This window comes from Actinobacillus porcitonsillarum (genome assembly GCF_003101015.1).
Taxonomy (GTDB): Bacteria; Pseudomonadota; Gammaproteobacteria; order Enterobacterales; family Pasteurellaceae; genus Haemophilus_A; species Haemophilus_A porcitonsillarum.
The window spans coordinates 1,091,464-1,109,558 of record NZ_CP029206.1 but is presented as its reverse complement, the minus strand read 5'-3'; the positions used below and the strand labels follow the sequence as shown (position 1 = coordinate 1,109,558).

At 38.1% G+C, this 18,095-nt stretch carries 18 protein-coding genes and 1 riboswitch; of the genes, 10 read left to right on the top strand and 8 right to left on the bottom strand.

Translation table 11 applies throughout. The features are described from left to right. Positions 1-302 precede the first annotated feature (302 nt). Positions 303-902: a Fe-S biogenesis protein NfuA gene (nfuA, locus tag DDU33_RS05515; RefSeq protein ID WP_005818619.1), complete on the top strand. Its 600-nt coding sequence runs from the start codon at positions 303-305 to the stop codon at positions 900-902. Between the two features lie 52 nt (positions 903-954). Here nfuA and DDU33_RS05510 read toward each other — a convergent pair whose 3' ends face one another. From DDU33_RS05510 to queC, 3 genes are read right to left on the bottom strand one after another with little or no spacing between them, the layout of a single operon-like run. Then, positions 955-1,575, bottom strand: a complete 621-nt coding sequence (locus tag DDU33_RS05510) for a 7-carboxy-7-deazaguanine synthase QueE (protein WP_108923626.1) — start codon at positions 1,573-1,575, stop codon at positions 955-957. 9 nt (positions 1,576-1,584) lie between these two features. Next, positions 1,585-2,007, bottom strand: coding sequence for a 6-carboxytetrahydropterin synthase QueD (queD, locus tag DDU33_RS05505; RefSeq protein WP_108923624.1), 423 nt, complete (start codon positions 2,005-2,007; stop codon positions 1,585-1,587). Beyond that, positions 2,000-2,665 carry a 7-cyano-7-deazaguanine synthase QueC gene (gene queC, locus DDU33_RS05500; protein ID WP_108923622.1) on the bottom strand — a complete coding sequence of 222 codons (666 nt, stop codon included), beginning with the start codon at positions 2,663-2,665 and terminating at the stop codon, positions 2,000-2,002. The genes queD and queC overlap by 8 nt, the downstream gene beginning before the upstream one ends. A gap of 3 nt (positions 2,666-2,668) precedes the next feature. Continuing rightward, positions 2,669-2,713, bottom strand: a riboswitch (PreQ1 riboswitch). A 249-nt stretch (positions 2,714-2,962) separates the two neighbouring features. On the opposite strand from queC, the gene purM reads away from it, so the two are divergent. The 3 genes from purM to aspA all read left to right on the top strand — a co-directional run bounded on the left by purM (position 2,963) and on the right by aspA (position 5,909). Beyond that, the gene (purM, locus tag DDU33_RS05495) at positions 2,963-3,997 is read left to right on the top strand and encodes a phosphoribosylformylglycinamidine cyclo-ligase (RefSeq protein ID WP_108923620.1); all 1,035 of its coding nucleotides are present in this window, start codon (positions 2,963-2,965) and stop codon (positions 3,995-3,997) included. Between the two features lie 73 nt (positions 3,998-4,070). Then, the gene (locus tag DDU33_RS05490) at positions 4,071-4,349 is read left to right on the top strand and encodes a DUF1294 domain-containing protein (RefSeq protein WP_005818612.1); all 279 of its coding nucleotides are present in this window, start codon (positions 4,071-4,073) and stop codon (positions 4,347-4,349) included. A gap of 132 nt (positions 4,350-4,481) precedes the next feature. Beyond that, positions 4,482-5,909 carry an aspartate ammonia-lyase gene (gene aspA, locus DDU33_RS05485; protein WP_108923618.1) on the top strand — a complete coding sequence of 476 codons (1,428 nt, stop codon included), beginning with the start codon at positions 4,482-4,484 and terminating at the stop codon, positions 5,907-5,909. Between the two features lie 232 nt (positions 5,910-6,141). Here the strand turns inward: aspA and DDU33_RS05480 are convergent, their stop codons facing one another. Beyond that, positions 6,142-6,852, bottom strand: a complete 711-nt coding sequence (locus tag DDU33_RS05480; protein ID WP_108923616.1) for a hypothetical protein — start codon at positions 6,850-6,852, stop codon at positions 6,142-6,144. Then, entirely contained in the window at positions 6,852-7,373 is a 522-nt protein-coding gene (locus DDU33_RS05475; RefSeq protein WP_108923614.1) for a zinc ribbon domain-containing protein, read from the bottom strand. The genes DDU33_RS05480 and DDU33_RS05475 overlap by 1 nt, the downstream gene beginning before the upstream one ends. Before the next feature lie 133 nt (positions 7,374-7,506). Between DDU33_RS05475 and DDU33_RS05470 the strand changes: the two genes are divergently transcribed. Next, a complete protein-coding gene (locus DDU33_RS05470; protein ID WP_108923612.1) occupies positions 7,507-7,899 on the top strand; it encodes a helix-turn-helix domain-containing protein in 393 nt (130 codons plus the stop codon). A 155-nt stretch (positions 7,900-8,054) separates the two neighbouring features. Here DDU33_RS05470 and clpB read toward each other — a convergent pair whose 3' ends face one another. Beyond that, on the bottom strand, positions 8,055-10,628 hold the full coding sequence (clpB, locus tag DDU33_RS05465; RefSeq protein WP_108923610.1) for an ATP-dependent chaperone ClpB: 2,574 nt from the start codon (positions 10,626-10,628) through the stop codon (positions 8,055-8,057). A 251-nt stretch (positions 10,629-10,879) separates the two neighbouring features. Here clpB and DDU33_RS05460 point away from each other — a divergent pair, with 251 nt between their 5' ends. Beyond that, complete coding sequence (locus tag DDU33_RS05460) at positions 10,880-11,533, top strand: OmpW/AlkL family protein (RefSeq protein WP_005818608.1); 654 nt, start codon at positions 10,880-10,882, stop codon at positions 11,531-11,533. A 57-nt stretch (positions 11,534-11,590) separates the two neighbouring features. Here the strand turns inward: DDU33_RS05460 and DDU33_RS05455 are convergent, their stop codons facing one another. Beyond that, on the bottom strand, positions 11,591-13,141 hold the full coding sequence (locus tag DDU33_RS05455; RefSeq protein WP_108923608.1) for a SulP family inorganic anion transporter: 1,551 nt from the start codon (positions 13,139-13,141) through the stop codon (positions 11,591-11,593). Positions 13,142-13,354: 213 nt separating this feature from the next. On the opposite strand from DDU33_RS05455, the gene DDU33_RS05450 reads away from it, so the two are divergent. The 4 genes from DDU33_RS05450 to DDU33_RS05435 all read left to right on the top strand — a co-directional run bounded on the left by DDU33_RS05450 (position 13,355) and on the right by DDU33_RS05435 (position 17,501). Further along, positions 13,355-14,359, top strand: a complete 1,005-nt coding sequence (locus DDU33_RS05450; RefSeq protein ID WP_108923606.1) for a RodZ domain-containing protein — start codon at positions 13,355-13,357, stop codon at positions 14,357-14,359. Between the two features lie 9 nt (positions 14,360-14,368). After that, complete coding sequence (ispG, locus tag DDU33_RS05445) at positions 14,369-15,481, top strand: flavodoxin-dependent (E)-4-hydroxy-3-methylbut-2-enyl-diphosphate synthase (protein WP_005818603.1); 1,113 nt, start codon at positions 14,369-14,371, stop codon at positions 15,479-15,481. A gap of 93 nt (positions 15,482-15,574) precedes the next feature. After that, positions 15,575-16,849, top strand: coding sequence for a histidine--tRNA ligase (hisS, locus tag DDU33_RS05440; RefSeq protein WP_039895541.1), 1,275 nt, complete (start codon positions 15,575-15,577; stop codon positions 16,847-16,849). 25 nt (positions 16,850-16,874) lie between these two features. Beyond that, positions 16,875-17,501: a YfgM family protein gene (locus tag DDU33_RS05435; protein WP_108923604.1), complete on the top strand. Its 627-nt coding sequence runs from the start codon at positions 16,875-16,877 to the stop codon at positions 17,499-17,501. A gap of 77 nt (positions 17,502-17,578) precedes the next feature. On the opposite strand, the gene ybaK is transcribed toward DDU33_RS05435, so the two are convergent. Continuing rightward, positions 17,579-18,052 carry a Cys-tRNA(Pro)/Cys-tRNA(Cys) deacylase YbaK gene (ybaK, locus tag DDU33_RS05430; RefSeq protein WP_005818599.1) on the bottom strand — a complete coding sequence of 158 codons (474 nt, stop codon included), beginning with the start codon at positions 18,050-18,052 and terminating at the stop codon, positions 17,579-17,581. Between the last annotated feature and the right edge of the window lie 43 nt (positions 18,053-18,095).

The window sequence follows — 18,095 nt, the reverse complement described above, 5'->3', positions numbered from 1 at the left end:
CTCAAATCAGATTTTTACACCGTGTTATCACGAGGTAAAATAAACACCCTATTCTACCCCAAAACAGGAGCATCTTTCCATAAAAACACAATTTTTTTACATTTTATCTCTTGAATAATTGAACTTTATCAATATATCAAGTAAACACGAATAAATACCTACCTCCAAATGATTAGAGGTTCTTTATGAAAGATGATTATGTTTATTTATTGTTTAAATTGCTTAATTTAAGCTAGATTCACAATAGGATAAGGCGTAGAATACTTTATAAAATTACTCAATTATTTAAGATGAGAAAGAATATGGAACAAGAACAAACTACTCACATTTCTATTTCAGAAACGGCTCAAACTCATTTTCGCCGTTTATTAGAACAACAGGAAGAAGGTACTAACATTCGTATCTTTGTCGTTAATCCGGGTACACCAAATGCTGAGTGTGGTGTGTCATATTGCCCACCAAATGCCGTAGAAGATACCGATACAGAGTTCCAATATAATGGTTTTTCTGCATTTGTTGATGAAATTAGCTTACCATTTCTTGATGAAGCTGAAATTGATTATGTAACGGATCCAATGGGAGCACAACTCACATTAAAAGCACCTAATGCCAAAATGCGTAAAGTTGCAGATGATGCGCCTTTTATTGAACGCTTAGATTACGTTATTCAAACCCAAATCAACCCTCAACTTGCCAGCCATGGCGGTAAAGTTACTTTGATTGAAGTCACTGAAGATAAATTTGCAATCTTACAATTTGGTGGTGGCTGTAATGGTTGCTCAATGGTTGATGTAACCTTAAAAGAAGGTATCGAAAAACAACTTCTGCTCCAATTCCCTGATGAATTAGCAGGCGTAAAAGATGTGACAGAACATCAACATGGTGAACACTCTTACTATTAAAGAAAAGGTCGAACATTTGTTCGACCTTTTTGTATATTAGACTAGATATGCTTTACTCAATCCCCACAATTTTATGTGTTTGAATACTTAGCTGCCACTTAGGTTTATTTTTACGTTGATTCAGCAAACCAATCTGTGTAATGGTCTCAAGTAAGTTCATTTTTCCTTCAACCTCACAAGGAGAGAGATAATAACGCTCCGCATTAATTTGTGCTTCGATTTGTTCACAAAAAGCGATCACATTCTCATCTGCAACAATTCTCACTTCATGCGCAAAGGGAATACAACGGCGTTGATACTTTTCAGCATACAATCGCTTCGGGCTTGTTGCGATATAATCAATTTGGCTTGGAATATCTTTTAGCCCATTAGTTTCTATCGCTAAAAAATAACCTCGGCGTTTTAATTCATCAAGCAAAACCGTCAAATTAGGTTGGATAGTCGGTTCTCCTCCTGTAATAATAATGTTTTTTGCCTGATAGCCTTCTACTTTTTCCAAAATTTGGGGTAATGTCCAGCTGTCAAATTGATGATAAGGCGTATCACACCATGAGCAGGTTAAATTACATTTGCCAAATCGGATAAAAATGCTCGGCATCCCCGTATTAAATCCCTCACCTTGTAAACTCTCAAAAATTTCAACAATAGGATAGGTAATCGTACTAAAAATCATCACATATCCTTATCGGCTATATTCACAATAAGAGGTTGGCGTTTCCCATAAACGGATAAGGCTGACAGGTAGCCCAACGTTGGCAAGTTTTTCAAACATATATTTTGCCATCTCTTCCGCCGTTGTGCGGCTTGGAATACCGTACACTTTAGAATCTAAATCCATCAGTAATTGTGCAACTTTAGTTTCTTTCTCACTCTGCAAATCGTAAATAAAAGCGTGATCCATAGGATCTAAAATATGCTGTTTAACCACCGCTTTTAAATCTGAGTAATCCATGACCATCCCTCTTTTTGCACCATCAAGATGTAAATTACCCGTTACCTCAACTTGTAATTTATAGGTATGTCCATGTAAATTTTGGCATTTCCCATCATGCCCATCGAGCATATGTGCCATGTCAAAACTGAATTCTTTAGCAATTTTAAACATGCTTTTCTCCTCGCTCTGCAAGATATTCATTTAGCCCTTTTTCACGCAATAAACAACTTGGGCAAGTATGGCAGCCGCCTTCAACGCCTAAATAACAAGTATGAGTATGCTCACGAATATAATCAAAAGCGCCAAGCTGATCCGCTAATCGCCATGTTTCTTTTTTCGTCAAATACATCAATGGCGTACGAATGTTAAAGTTGTAATCCATGGCTAAATTGAGCGTTACATTCATTGATTTAACAAAAACATCACGACAGTCCGGATAACCGCTAAAATCTGTTTCACATACGCCTGTAAAAATTGTTTGAATGCCTTGTCCTTTTGCGTAAATTGCAGCATAAAGTAAAAAAAGCGCATTGCGACCATCCACAAACGTATTTGGTTTATCGCCTTGTTGCTCTATTTTTGCCTGCTCGTCCATCAACGCATTTGAAGTAATCGCTTTGATAAGTGAAGTATCAACGAGAGTTTGTTTTACACCAAGATCTTGAGCAATCCATTGCGCTTTTTCGAGTTCAATCGCATGACGTTGCCCATATTGAAAAGTGATAACTTCCACATTTTCCTTACCAAATTCCGCAATAGCTTGAAAAAGGCAGGTAGTCGAATCCTGACCGCCAGAAAAAATGACGATCGCTTTTTGAGGTTGTTGCATTTTGTATCCTTAGTTTTTTTGCGTGGGAGGTTTTCGAACCACGAGATTAAAAGTAAAGCGGTCTGATTTTTGCTGATTTTTATACATTCATTTTTTGTTAATTTATCGCAAAATCTAACCGCTTAATGAGTGGTAAATTATAGATGACTTTTCGAAATTTGTCTTTGTAATGCGGGGATTTCTTCGCTATTTACAAAACAACTACATAAGATTTTCCGAATTTCCTATACCGCAAACGTTTGCTTAATGGTATAATCCCCCCGATTTTATCCAATATACTCTGTTGAGGTTTTTACTGTGAGCAACACACAACTTAGCTATAAAGACGCTGGCGTTGATATTCACGCTGGTAATGAATTGGTCGAACGCATTAAAGGCGATGTAAAACGTACTCGCCGTCCTGAAGTTATGGGAGGCTTAGGCGGTTTCGGTGCATTATGCGCATTACCGACAAAATATAAAGAACCTATTTTAGTTTCAGGTACAGACGGTGTAGGAACAAAATTACGTTTAGCCATTGATCTGAATAAACACGATACGATCGGTCAAGATTTAGTTGCAATGTGCGTAAATGATTTAGTCGTACAAGGTGCGGAACCGCTCTTCTTCCTAGATTATTATGCGACAGGTAAATTAGAAGTCGATGTGGCGGCAGATGTGATTAAAGGCATCGCAGATGGTTGTGAAATGTCTGGTTGTGCATTAGTTGGTGGTGAAACTGCCGAAATGCCGGGAATGTATCACGAAGGCGATTACGATTTAGCCGGTTTCTGTGTTGGCGTTGTTGAAAAATCAGAAATCATTGATGGCTCAGCGGTAAAAGCCGGCGATGTGCTAGTTGCTTTAGCTTCAAGCGGCCCTCATTCAAATGGTTATTCTTTAATTCGTAAAGTACTTGAAATCAGTGGTGCAAAAGCGACAGATGACTTAGAAGGTAAACCACTGAGTGAACATTTATTAGCACCAACTAAAATTTATGTGAAATCAGTGCTTCAGTTAGTCAAACAGGTAGATGTTCATGCGATTGCTCACTTAACCGGTGGCGGTTTCTGGGAAAATATCCCACGTGTTTTACCGGCAAATACAAAAGCGGTTATCCAAGAAAAAAGTTGGGAATGGCCTGCGATCTTTAATTGGTTACAACAAAAAGGCAATATCAGCCGTTATGAAATGTACCGTACTTTCAACTGCGGTGTCGGTATGGTTATTGCGCTACCGGAAAAAGAAGCTGAAACAGCATTAGCTGTGTTAAATCAAGCTGGCGAAAAAGTGTGGGTTATCGGTAAAATCGAAGCTTTAGGCGAAGGTACTGAACAAGTCGAAATCCTCTAATTCGTAAAAAATAAAAGAAAATAGACCGCTTGTGTTAATATCATTTCACAAGCGGTTTTTTATTGAGGTTCTTATGCAATTCTTTTTTATTTGCTTTCTCGTGATCAATTTAGTGAGCTTTATCTTCATGTACCGAGATAAACAAAAGGCCATTCAAGGCGAATGGCGTATTCCTGAATCCTATCTACTTTCCCTTTGTGTTGCAGGTGGATTTATTGGTACATTTTTAGCAATGAAATATATCAAACATAAAACAAAACATTGGCAATTTCATACTGCCGTAGTGGTATCTGGGCTATTTTGGTTGCTTGGTTTACCTACGCTTTACTTTCTCCACCTGTTCCATTCATAAAAAAAACTAATCCGAATAGTGAATTTATATCCTGTATCGCCTTCAAGAAATGTGATCTATATCACATTTTCTATTTTCTAAAATCGTTATGATCTCCCCCGATTTGATTACTTAAATTTTTTTGAGGTTTATATGAAAAACGTTCGTGTTGAAGTGGATTTATTAGGCGAAAGAGAAGTACCCAATGATGCGTACTGGGGGATTCATACATTAAGAGCGGTTGAAAACTTTAATATTTCCAAAAATACCATTTCTGATGTTCCTGAATTTGTACGTGGCATGGTTATGGTTAAAAAAGCAACGGCTCTTGCAAACGGCGAACTTGGTGCGATTCCGAAAAAAATTGCCAAAGCGATCGTTCAGGCTTGTGATGAAATCCTTGTCAATAAACGTTGCATGGATCAATTCCCATCAGACGTTTATCAAGGCGGTGCAGGTACTTCGGTTAATATGAATACTAACGAAGTGGTCGCAAACCTTGCCCTTGAAATCCTTGGTCATGCAAAAGGCGAATACAAAATTGTGAATCCAATGGATCACGTTAATGCGAGCCAATCAACTAATGACGCATACCCTACGGGCTTCCGTATTGCTGTATATAACAGCATTATGCACTTAATTAAAAAAGTCCGTTACTTACAAAAAGGTTTTGAAGCAAAAGCTGAAGAATTTGCTGGTGTATTAAAAATGGGACGCACACAATTACAAGATGCGGTACCAATGACCGTCGGTCAAGAGTTTAAAGCCTTTGCGGTGTTGCTGGATGAAGAAGTCCGCAATTTAAAACGCACAGCGAAATTATTACTTGAAGTGAACCTTGGTGCAACTGCGATTGGCACGGGCTTAAATACCCCTGAAGGCTATTCTGATTTAGTTGTTAAACATCTTTCTGAGGTAACAGGTTTACCTTGCGTATTATCTGAAAACTTAATTGAAGCAACTTCTGACTGCGGTGCTTATGTGATGGTTCACGGCGCGTTAAAACGTACTGCGGTAAAACTTTCAAAAGTATGTAATGACTTACGTTTGCTCTCTTCAGGCCCTCGTGCAGGTTTAAATGAAATCAACTTACCTGAATTACAAGCAGGTTCTTCAATTATGCCTGCTAAAGTAAACCCAGTTGTGCCTGAGGTGGTAAACCAAGTTTGCTTTAAAGTAATTGGCAATGACACCACCATTACCTTTGCTGCCGAGGCAGGACAACTTCAATTAAACGTAATGGAGCCTGTAATTGGACAAGCAATGTTTGAATCTATCGACATCCTTGCCAATGCGTGCGTGAACTTACGCGATAAATGTATTGATGGCATTACCGTAAACCGCGAAATTTGCCAAAACTACGTGTTTAACTCAATCGGCATTGTGACTTATCTCAACCCATTCATCGGTCACCACAATGGCGATATTGTTGGTAAAATCTGTGCTCAAACAGGACGAGGCGTGCGTGAAGTGGTGTTAGAAATGGGCTTACTCACTGAAGCACAACTTGATGATATTCTCTCTGTGGAAAACTTAATGAACCCAACCTATAAAGCGGCGAAGTTTACGGAAGAAGAATAAGTTAAATAAAGCGGTCGTATTTCTGCAAAAGTTTGCAAAAAGATGACCGCTTGATAACTGAAGTGATTCACCGGGATTTTGTATTCTCTCACTCCGATTTTGATTTCTACAAATCTCCCCTAACCCCTCTTTAGCAAAGAGGGGTTAGGGGAGATTTGGCAAAACGGGCAACGAACTCTGGAGGATCTACCAGATCAAATCAGCTCAGCTCTTTCATACCTTATTATCGTAGTTATTTTTCTAATTGCAGTTTGATATCATTTACTAGAATTTCCATTTTTTCGTAGGAATTAATACCTGATGCCCCACCAAAAAATGGGCTAACACAAATTAGTGCATTTTCAAATTTAGTATAGGCAATTTTTAGCTCTGAATTATCCGAATAAGTAAAATCTGGTTTCCCTGTGAAAAAGCGGGCAAAATTATTTACCTCAGAAATTCCAGTACAAACAATGACTTTGGGTTGATATTTTTGTACGATTTTTCTAAAAAATTCCCCTCGATATGTAACACACCATTCTCGGTATTCATAAAATGAATTTATTCCCGTTAATTCTTGAAGAGTTTCATTCCAATTAACACTATTTCGATTAGGAAAACTGATTGGTAACATATTCATTTTAAAACCTATGCCATTTTCTTTTTGGCTATAAAGAATATGATGCCGTTTAACAAAAATTTCGCTATTTTCTCTTTCGTTCCACTCTAAATTATGAAAATACCATAGAAACCAGCAAATTTTTTGATTGTATTGTGCAGTCCACGCACCTTCAAACTCTTCAGATGACCAAGAATAAATACTGTTTTCATCAATGGCTGGATCAAGTAGTTCTTTTTGTTCTCCGCCCCATTCTAAGCCACAGAACCATACATCAGATTTTGGATTTCCACCATCACAGCCAGCAAAAGAAAGAGCTGTGTGTTTAAATTTTTCTGTAAGCATTATTTTTCTCTAGTAGCTGTTTCACTGAAATGGTGTCCACAGTTTTTACAACGATAATCGTATCGAATTTTTACCTTAGTTACTTGTACATGCCTTGTTTTAGTTTTTCCTGATGCTAGACGTTCATCGACTTTTTTATAATCAAGCCATCTATCAATCTCTTTAGAACCTAATTCTTCAATTTGTTCTGCTTTACATTTTGGGCAACGTTTTATGAATACATAAATAACACCTTTAATTAACTTACCAATTAATAAAAAAGGTGTTGCTATTATTAGTAACAGGACGTTATATATTGTCTGAAAAATAGAATTTTTGTGTTTATTCTCACCAATTTCTTGTGCAATTTTCATTTTCTCTTCATCAGACATTGGCTTATCAAAAGATATATCAACAGGTTGTTTTTTTATGAAGCGTAGATAAAGATATTTAATCCCTTTAAATAGAAAGGTTAATATAAAGCCCCAAAAGCATAGTGAGGCAATGATTCTTAGGGCAAGGATTATTGTTTCATTTTCCATTTGATTTCCTTATATTAACGAATAGATAAAAATTAGACAAATTATACATTTCTCAAATTCAATGCTACAATCAACTAAGAGTAAAATTCACATTCCTAAATTGTTGATTTACCTATACAGAAAGTACTTATTTATGAAAACAAATGAAAAAATCCGTTATTTACGTGAAAGCCATCAATGGACTCAAGAGGAAATGGCGATGAAATTGAATATGTCCACTCAAGGTTATGCAAAAATTGAACGTGGTGATACACGTCTGAATTTAGATCGTTTAGAACAAATTACCGATGTTTTAGGTGTTGATGTATTGGAATTGCTTTCTTATGGTGAAGCTCAGTTTCAATTTGCTAATTCTACAAATACAAGTTCATTTAATAATGCATTTTTTAGCAACGCAAATAGTGATATGCAACTTGAGATTCAACGCCAACAATTAATAATTGCCCATCAAGCTGAAACAATTGAGAATTTGAAAAGGGAAAATAAACTTTTATTAGAAATGAATGAACTACTTAAGAATAAGTAGTAGCTTAAGCTCTAGTGAATAGACAATTCAACATTGATGTGTCTGCTAAATTAATGGGGTTAAATTTTTTTCGCCTAATTCCATTTTCCATTAAGCAAGCAAAATTCAACTGCTTGCATAAGTGAAAAGGGAGCCGAAGCTCCCTTTTATCGTCATTAACTATTTTTAATCACTAAATTGTCATCTTGGTAATCGACTACAACAGGTCTATTTGGTAATAATTTACCGCCTAAAATTTGCTGTGCTAATGGGTTTTCAAGCTCTTGTTGAATCGCACGTTTAAGTGGACGAGCACCGAAGAGTGGATCAAATCCTGCTTTACCGATATGGTCAATTGCTGCATCGGTAATGGTTACCTCATAACCACGTTCTGCCATACGTTTGATTAAACGTTCTAATTGAATACGTGCAATCGAACGAATATGCTCTTGTCCAAGTGAGTGGAACACCACTGTTTCATCAATACGGTTGATAAACTCTGGGCGGAAGTGTTGTGATACCACAGACATCACGACTTCTTTTAATTCCGCATAACTTGCTTCTGGCATTTCTTGAATCAAGTGCGAACCTAAGTTTGAGGTCATAATCACAACCGTATTACGAAAATCTACGGTACGACCTTGTCCATCTGTTAAACGTCCATCATCTAACACTTGAAGCAGGATATTGAACACATCTGGGTGTGCTTTTTCTACTTCGTCTAGCAATACCACCGAATATGGACGGCGGCGAACAGCCTCGGTTAAATAACCACCTTCTTCGTAACCTACATAACCCGGAGGCGCACCGACTAAGCGAGACACGCTGTGTTTTTCCATAAATTCTGACATATCAATACGCACCATTGCGTCTGGATCGTCAAATAAGAAATTCGCTAACGTTTTGCAAAGTTCTGTTTTACCTACCCCAGTTGGACCTAAGAATAAGAATGAACCGATTGGTTTATTCGGATCAGATAATCCAGCACGGCTACGACGAATCGCATTGGCAACAGCTTCAACCGCTTCGTTTTGACCAATCACACGGGCGTGTAACACATTTTCCATACGGAGTAATTTGTCTTTTTCGCCTTCCATCATTTTAGAAACCGGAATACCAGTCGCTTTTGAAAGCACTTCGGCAATTTCTTCATCGGTTACTTTAGTGCGAAGTAAATGGTTATCGCCACCTTCTTCTTCACGTTTTACCGCTTCTTGAAGTTGTTTTTCAAGGGCTGGGATTTTACCGTATTGAAGTTCGCCCATTTTTTCTAAATTGCTCTCACGGCGAGCTTGTTCTAATGCAATACGTGCATTTTCTAACTCAGTTTTAATATGCTGCGTGCCTAATAAAGCTGATTTTTCTGCTTTCCAAACTTCTTCTAATTCCGAATATTCACGCTCTTTAGCGGTCAATTCTTCATCTAATTTTGCAAGGCGTTGGCGGCTTGCTTCGTCTTCCTCTTTTTGTAACGCTTGGCGTTCTAATTTAAGTTGAATAATACGGCGTTCAAGTTTATCTAATGGCTCTGGTTTAGAGTCAATTTCCATACGCAAGCTGGAAGCCGCTTCATCAATTAAATCAATCGCTTTGTCCGGTAATTGGCGATCTGAGATATAACGATGTGAAAGGGTTGCTGCCGCCACAATCGCTGGGTCGGTAATTTGTACGTGATGGTGAATTTCATAACGTTCTTTCAAACCACGTAAAATCGCAATCGTATCTTCAACAGTTGGCTCATCTACCAACACTTTTTGGAAGCGGCGTTCCAATGCGGCATCTTTCTCAATATATTGACGGTATTCATCTAAAGTTGTCGCTCCCACGCAGTGCAATTCACCACGAGCAAGGGATGGTTTCAATAAGTTGCCTGCATCCATTGCCCCATCGGTTTTACCTGCGCCGACCATTGTATGAATTTCATCAATAAAGAGGATTACTTGCCCTTCTTCTTTGGCTAATTCATTTAATACCGCTTTTAAGCGTTCTTCAAATTCGCCACGATATTTTGCACCGGCAATTAATGCCCCCATATCAAGCGATAACACACGTTTATTTTTTAAACCTTCCGGCACTTCGCCATTTACGATACGCTGTGCTAAACCTTCAACGATAGCGGTTTTACCCACACCAGGTTCCCCAATAAGAACAGGGTTGTTTTTCGTACGGCGTTGTAACACTTGCACGGTGCGGCGGATCTCTTCATCACGACCAATAACAGGATCTAATTTACCTGCACGTGCACGCTCTGTTAAATCAATCGTATATTTTTGTAATGCTTGTCTGGTTTCTTCTGCGTTTTGATTATTCACTTTTTCTCCTCCTCGAATTTGGTTTATGGCTTGTGTGACTTTTTCTTTTGTTAAACCAAATTTCTTAAATAATTTTCCTAAATCACCGTTATCGTCCAAAGCTGCAAGCACAAAGAGTTCTGATGAAATAAAACTATCGCCAAATTGTTGCGCCAACTTATCAGATTGGTTTAGTAAACGAATAAGTTGCTGCGATGGTTGTGTATTTCCGCCTTGTACCTGAGGCAAGCGGTGTAAAATTGCCTCTAATTCGCTATTTAATTGTTGCGGTTGCACATTCAAAGCCGTAAACAAAGGGGCAATCGAGCCATCTTGCTGTTTTAAAAGTACATAAAGTAAGTGAGCTGGTTCAATATAAGGATTATCTTTGCCAACCGCTAAGGACTGCGCTTCTGCGATCGCTTCTTGTAATTTTGTTGTGAATTTTTCAAAGTTCATATCATTTCCTCTCATTTTTTAATCTGTACCGATTTTGCATTTTGTGCAAAACTTCAGCACTACAATAAATGGAGATAGCCTAAAAAATTTCAAGAGAAAATGTGAAATAGATCACAAAAATAAAATAAATACCCCATTCGGAGTGTGTAAATGTTAAAAATTTGATCGTTATCAATAACATTCTATTCAAATTATTTACACTAGCGCAATCTACCTATCTTTAGGTAGAGATAACTTAGAGGGATTTACTTATGAAAAAAACAACATTAGCAATTATTTTAGGTGGTGCATTAGTTGCAAGTTCAGCAATGGCGCATCAAGCAGGAAGTGTAATTTTTAGAGCAGGTGCAGTTACCGTAGATGCAAATTCAAGTTCTACTACAAAAACACCAATTGATGTCGATTTAAATGTGAAAAACAATACACAATTGGGTTTAACTGGTACCTATATGTTCACTGATAATATTGGTATTGAACTACTCGGTGCAACACCATTTTCACATAAAATCAATGCTAAAGTGCCTCTTTTAGGTGCTGGTGAAAATCTAGGCCGTGTGGCAATTGTTAAACAATTACCGCCAAGCCTATATGCGCAATACTATTTCTTTGATGCCGATTCTAAAGTGCGTCCATATGTTGGTGCAGGTTTAAACTATACCCGCTTCTATCACGCAAAATCTGTTCATCCAGCTGTGACTAACTTAGATGTTAAAAAACACTCATTCGGACCAGTTGCTAACTTAGGGGTAGATGTGAAATTAACAGACAATCTCTATTTTAATGCGGCTGCTTGGTATACCCATATCAAAACTACGGCGAAATTTAGTGCTCTAGGAGCAGATCATGAAGTAAAACTTAAACTTGATCCGCTTGTGTATTTTGCAGGTTTTGGTGTTCGTTTCTAATAGACTGCTAAACACATAAAAAATAGGCTAATTTTTTGAAAAATTAGCCTATTTTTATTAGATGCGATGATGATGCTCAACTCGAATATTCGTTGTTTGATCCACTTGGTTATCGTAATCCGCTTTAAAGCCCTTCAATACAACATGTATATTATTTTCTTTAGCATAAATATTGGCAAAATCTTCAATTAATTCAAGCACATCACAGGCAATATAAGATGTATGCTGAGCGTTGATAATGACCGTTGAATTAGGTTGCACATTTTTCAATGTTTTCTTAATTGCCGCTTTATTTAGAAACGAAACCTCTTCCGCCAAATTAAGGGTTATCTGTGAAGCATCAGCTAATTCCTCACGACTTAAATAGTAAGCACGCTTCATATTACCGTGAAGAATAAATAGGATACTGATAATTAAACCTAATCCAACTCCTTTTAATAAGTCAAATAACACCACTGCGATCATCGTTGCGATAAAAGGAATAAATTGGTAGATCCCTTTTTGCCAAAAGTGTTGGAAAGTAGAAGGTCTTGCTAGTTTATAACCGACTAAAATTAAGACTGCTGCCAAGGTCGCTAATGGGATCTCATTTAAAATAGAAGGGATCATTAACACGCAAACTAGCAATAAAATACCATGAATAATGGCGGATATTTTATGTGTCGCACCAGCATTTGCATTCGCTGACGAACGAACAATCACAGCCGTAATTGGAAGACCACCAATTAAAGAAGAAATAATGTTACCCACGCCTTGCGCCCGTAATTCCTGGTTGGAGTCGGTAATTCGGCGCTTAACATCGAGACGATCTGCCGCTTCCACAGACAATAATGTTTCAATAGATGCAACAGCAGCAATTGTCGCCCCAGTGATCCAAACAATACTATTTGTAAAACCGCTAAAATTAGGTAATACAATTAAATGTTTCATATCATCCCAGGAATGCGGCACAGGAAGCTGAACAAGCTGATTTTCAGGAATGGCTAAATAACTGCCAGATGAAATAAAAAGACGGTTAATGATAACGCTGACCAATACCGCAATAAGTGCTGAAGGAAGCCATTTTACTTTTTTCAATTTTGGCGAGGAATCCCAACCCAACATAATGAAAATAGAAACCAACGCAATAATTAACGAACCAAGATGAATGTTGATAAATGAATTTGTACTGCTTAATGAAAATTCCTCTGTTCCCAAAGCATAAGGTAGCTGTTTGAAAATAATCAGAATACCAATCCCAGCTAACATACCTTCAATCACAGCGACAGGAATATAATTGGTTATACTCCCTGCTCGCATAAAGCCTAAACAAAGCTGAATCGCACCTGCAACCACGCCGGCGCAAAGGAAAAGTTCAAACGAACCTAATTGGCTAATAGTCGCAACCACTATCGCCACTAACCCTGCCGCTGGACCAGAAACACTAATATGTGACGTACTTAGCCAACCGATGACAATCCCCCCGACAATACCTGAAATAATACCCGATAGCGGAGGTGCATCTGATGCTAAAGCAATCCCTAAACAAAGTGGTAAGGCGACCAAAAAGACAACGAGACCGGATGCAAAATTTTGTTTCAGAAGGCGAGCTTTACTATTTTCCGACATATCAAATTACCAAGATAGAAACATTTATGGTGGATATTCTACGCCTGATTTTTCCTAAATTTTTTGCCATATATCAGATTTTGGCAAAAATTTAGTAAAATATGACCGCTATAATGAATTTTTTTGCAAATTTCTGTAGATTGGATTGCAAAATGAGCGTTACCTCTTTAAACTTCCGAATAATTTTGTGTATTTTATATTAAGAGCTTAGTTATGACTGAATCAATTAATACCACGTCTCAACCAACTTTATCACTCGGGCAGCAACTTAAAAGCGCACGCGAAGCATTAAATCTTTCTATTGAAGATGTTGCGCAAAAAACAAATCTGAAAAAGTCACATCTTGAATCATTAGAAAACGATATTTTTATCTTACAGAACGTTGCTCCAACTTTTGTACGAGGCTATGTTCGTAACTATGTTCGTTTCTTACGCTTACCAGAAGAACTGGTATCAAGTGTAAACTACGGCGAAGTAACCATTCCTAAAGAAATTTTACATAAAACATCATCAGAGAAAGTTGTACAAAAATCACAAAATCAATGGGTAAAATACCTTACAATCTTCGTATTGTTGGGAGCTATTGGTATGACACTACTATGGTGGTGGCAAGATTATCAAGCGGAGCAACAAAATCGCGATCAATTCGTTAATAATGCTATTCCTGTTGAAGCAACTCCAACACCAGCTAACACAAATCAGGCTACTCAAGTTGAACCTATTATTCAACCGGCTACAACGAATACCGAAACAGTCGTTGCTAATACAGCTGCGCCAGCAAATGAACAACCTGCTCAACCAGTAGCTCAAGTTGCTCAATCGTCTGAAACGGCTCCTACACCAACAACACAAGAGCTGGCTACACAACCTGCCCCTGTTGCAACAGAAGTAGCGCCTCAAATTGAGAGTGCGAATGTGCTGCAACAAACTCAAACCAATCCAGTAGAAACAGAGCAACCTGCTGCAGTATCTAATGATGAATTACGTATTGAAATTACTGGAAAAGAGAGCTGGATTACCGTAAAAAATACGAAAAGTAAAAAAAGTTTAGCTGAAAAACTTTATACTAATGGCGAAGTTTTAGCCTTTAATGGAAATGAGCAATATCGCTTAACCATTGGCGCTCCAGCTAATGTTAAACTCTATTATAAAGGTCAATTAGTTCCGCTAAAAATTGATGGTCGTGTTGCTCGCATTAAATTACCTTTAGCTCAATAAGGATTAATTATGTCATTAAATCATTCACCGATTAAACGTCGTGAATCTAAAAAGATTTGGGTAGGTAATGTTGCGGTCGGCGGCGATGCGCCTATTACCGTTCAATCAATGACGAATACACGAACAACTGATGTTGAAGCGACCGTAAATCAAATTAAAGCATTAGAGCGTGTCGGTGCAGATATTGTACGTGTTTCAGTACCTACAATGGATGCGGCAGAAGCATTTAAACTGATTAAACAGCAAGTCAATGTCCCACTTGTTGCCGATATTCATTTTGACTACCGCATTGCTTTAAAAGTCGCTGAATATGGCGTAGACTGCTTACGTATCAACCCGGGTAATATCGGTAATGAAGATCGGATTCGTGCCGTTGTTGATTGTGCAAAAGATAAAAACATTCCTATTCGAATTGGGGTAAATGCTGGCTCACTAGAGCGTGATCTCCAAGAAAAATACGGCGAACCTACTCCGGAAGCATTATTAGAAAGTGCTTTACGCCACGTGGATATTTTAGATCGTTTCAATTTCGATCAATTTAAAGTAAGCGTAAAAGCCTCTGATGTTTTTCTAGCGGTCGAATCTTATCGATTACTTGCAAAACAAATTGAGCAACCGTTACATTTAGGCATTACAGAAGCAGGTGGCGCAAGAGCCGGCTCGGTAAAATCTGCAATTGGGCTAGGATTGTTACTTTCAGAAGGCATTGGCGATACTTTACGTATTTCGCTTGCAGCCGATCCCGTAGAAGAAGTAAAAGTCGGCTTTGATATTTTAAAATCTCTCCGTATTCGTTCACGTGGGATTAACTTTATCGCCTGTCCAACTTGCTCTCGCCAAGAAATTGACGTGATTGCAACTGTGAATGCACTAGAACAACGTTTAGAAGATATTTTAACGCCGATGGACGTTTCCATTATCGGTTGTGTTGTTAATGGACCGGGAGAGGCTCTCATTTCTGACTTAGGTGTTACCGGCAGTAATAAAATGAGTGGCTTCTACCTTGATGGTGTTCGTCAAAAAGAACGTTTTGATAACGATAAACTGATTGATCAACTAGAAGCTAAAATACGCGCGCGAGTTGCAGAACAATCGCAACGTATTATGATGACTAAGGCATAAAAAATCATTAAATGGCACGAGGGGTTCTCTCGTGCTGTTCACTTTTTTACATGATCATCGAGATTAACTCGGTGTAAAAATAAGGACAATATTGTGGCAAAAACAATTCAAGCAATTCGTGGTATGAACGATTGTTCTCCAACCGAAACCCCTTTATGGCAATGGGTTGAAACCAAAGTACGCAATGTATTGGCAAGCTATGGCTATTCTGAAGTGCGTATGCCAATTGTAGAAAGTACACCGCTCTTTGCACGTGCAATTGGCGAAGTAACCGATGTGGTTTCAAAAGAGATGTACACCTTTTGGGATAATGATGAACAATTAACCCTACGCCCTGAAGGGACAGCAGGTTGTGTACGTGCAGCTATCGAACGAGGCTGGATCTACAATAACGAACAACGCCTATGGTATATGGGACCAATGTTCCGCCATGAGCGTCCACAAAAAGGGCGTTACCGCCAATTCCACCAAGCCGGTGTGGAAGTGTTCGGGATCCCAAACCCAGAAATTGATGCAGAATTGATTATTTTAACGGCTCGTTTATGGAAAGCGTTAGGCATTGATCAACACGTGTCATTACAACTAAATTCGATTGGTTCTTTAGAAGCTCGTGCAAATTACCGTTCTGCTCTTGTTGCATTTTTAGAACAACATCAATCACTTATGAGCGATGAAGAAAAAGAACGTTTGGTTAAAAACCCATTACGTATTTTAGATACGAAAAATCAAGCCTTACAAGAAGTCCTAAATGATGCGCCTAAATTATTAGACTACCTTGATGAGGAAAGCCGTGAACACTTTACACAGCTTTGTTCACTACTTGATGCGATGGGTATTCAATATGAAGTAAATCCTAAATTGGTTCGTGGTTTAGATTACTACAATAAAACCGTTTTCGAATGGGTAACCTCTGCACTTGGCGCACAAGGTACGGTTTGTGGTGGTGGTCGCTACGATGGTTTAGTGGAACAATTAGGCGGACACGCAACTCAGGGCGTTGGCTTTGCAATGGGCTTAGAACGCTTAGTGCTATTAGTACAAGAAGTGAATAAAGATGTACCCGTGGCAAAAGCAGTCGATGTTTACATTGTTTATTCAGGCGAAGGTGCAACACTTAATGCATTCCAAATTGCAGAAACATTACGTTCAGAATTACCGGACTTACGTGTTATGACACACTGCTCTGGCGGTAAATTCCAAAAACAATTTAAACGTGCAGATAAACTGGAAGCTGAATTCGCATTAGTGATCGGCGAAAGCGAAGTTACCGAAAAAACCGTTGTGATCAAAGATCTTCGTAGCGGTATGGAACAAATTACAGTTCCTCAAACAGCATTAGTCGCTGAATTACAAAAACGTTTTTCATAATCTATCAATAAGGATCTAATATCAAATGAGTAGCGAATACCTTAATAAAACCGAAGAACAACAATTTGAAGAAGCTAAAAATTGGTTTAAAGCAAACAGTACACCTATTTTATTAGCAATTTTTATCTGTGCTGCCGCCACTTTTGGCTGGAATTTCTGGAAAAAACATCAAGTTGAATCAGCAATACAGGCTTCAACGTCTTACCAAAATACAATGGAAGCGTATCTGCAAGATCCAGCTAAAAATCAACCGCTTGTCGCAAAATTTTTGGAAGAAGCGAAAGGAACTAACTATGCTGTTTTTGCACAATTAGAAGAAGTTAAGCAAGCTATTGCGCAAGCAGATTATGCCAAAGCACAAACCTTACTTCAAAATGCGCTTTCTGCAACGAATGATGCAACATTACAAATTGTAATTCGCTTCCGTTTAGCTGAAATTGGCTACCAACTTAAACAATACGATGAAGCACTTGCTGTTCTTGCACAAATTCAAGGAAGCGCATGGGAATCTCGTAAACAACTTTTAAGCGCAGATATTCTCTCTGCAAAAGGCGATAAAGCTGCAGCAAAAAGTGCTTATGAGCAACTAAAAACAACAGCAACAAGTGAATCAGAAAAAGCGTTAATTGATTTAAAAATCAATAATCTTTAATTTGTTGATCAATAACTTAAAAAATTTAAATCCCCTTAAAACATACTTTAAGGGGATTTTCTTTACAAGGAGAAAAATTATTCCTTAATCTCCTCAAATTTTGCATCCAATAACTTTGCCAAATCTTGTGGCGAAAGTTCAATATCTAATCCTCGCTTCCCGCCGGATACAAACATCGTTGCAAATTGCTCGGCTGATTTATCAATAACCGTGGTTAAACGTTTTTTCTGCCCTAATGGACTAATACCACCTAATAAATAGCCCGTAGTTTTTTGTGCAATATCTTTATCTGCCATTTCCACTTTTTTCACATTTAATGCGTGTGCCGCACGTTTTAAATTGAGTGTACTTGAAACCGGCACAACCATCACGGCAAGTTTTTTCTGATCGCCGTTTTCTGCCACTAACAAGGTCTTAAAGGTCTGATTGGCATCAATGCCTAACTTTTCAACCGCTTCTTGTCCAAAGTTTGTATTATTGGGATCGTGTTCATAAGGGTGTAACGTAAAAGAAATTTTTTGCTTTTTAAGTAAGTTTACTGCAGGTGTCATCGTCCGTTCCTGTAAATTTAAGGTATAATCAGTTTTTAATAGC

Coding starts and splice junctions, on each gene's coding strand:
- clpB (WP_108923610.1), bottom strand. CDS start 10,628: ATGAACTTTGAAAAATTCACAACAAAATTACAAGAAGCGATCGCAGAA.
- DDU33_RS05460 (WP_005818608.1), top strand. CDS start 10,880: ATGAAAAAAACAACATTAGCAATTATTTTAGGTGGTGCATTAGTTGCA.
- DDU33_RS05435 (WP_108923604.1), top strand. CDS start 16,875: ATGAGTAGCGAATACCTTAATAAAACCGAAGAACAACAATTTGAAGAA.
- DDU33_RS05450 (WP_108923606.1), top strand. CDS start 13,355: ATGACTGAATCAATTAATACCACGTCTCAACCAACTTTATCACTCGGG.
- queC (WP_108923622.1), bottom strand. CDS start 2,665: ATGCAACAACCTCAAAAAGCGATCGTCATTTTTTCTGGCGGTCAGGAT.
- DDU33_RS05455 (WP_108923608.1), bottom strand. CDS start 13,141: ATGTCGGAAAATAGTAAAGCTCGCCTTCTGAAACAAAATTTTGCATCC.
- DDU33_RS05510 (WP_108923626.1), bottom strand. CDS start 1,575: ATGATTTTTAGTACGATTACCTATCCTATTGTTGAAATTTTTGAGAGT.
- DDU33_RS05475 (WP_108923614.1), bottom strand. CDS start 7,373: ATGGAAAATGAAACAATAATCCTTGCCCTAAGAATCATTGCCTCACTA.
- DDU33_RS05490 (WP_005818612.1), top strand. CDS start 4,071: ATGCAATTCTTTTTTATTTGCTTTCTCGTGATCAATTTAGTGAGCTTT.
- queD (WP_108923624.1), bottom strand. CDS start 2,007: ATGTTTAAAATTGCTAAAGAATTCAGTTTTGACATGGCACATATGCTC.
- ybaK (WP_005818599.1), bottom strand. CDS start 18,052: ATGACACCTGCAGTAAACTTACTTAAAAAGCAAAAAATTTCTTTTACG.
- aspA (WP_108923618.1), top strand. CDS start 4,482: ATGAAAAACGTTCGTGTTGAAGTGGATTTATTAGGCGAAAGAGAAGTA.
- ispG (WP_005818603.1), top strand. CDS start 14,369: ATGTCATTAAATCATTCACCGATTAAACGTCGTGAATCTAAAAAGATT.
- DDU33_RS05480 (WP_108923616.1), bottom strand. CDS start 6,852: ATGCTTACAGAAAAATTTAAACACACAGCTCTTTCTTTTGCTGGCTGT.
- DDU33_RS05470 (WP_108923612.1), top strand. CDS start 7,507: ATGAAAACAAATGAAAAAATCCGTTATTTACGTGAAAGCCATCAATGG.
- nfuA (WP_005818619.1), top strand. CDS start 303: ATGGAACAAGAACAAACTACTCACATTTCTATTTCAGAAACGGCTCAA.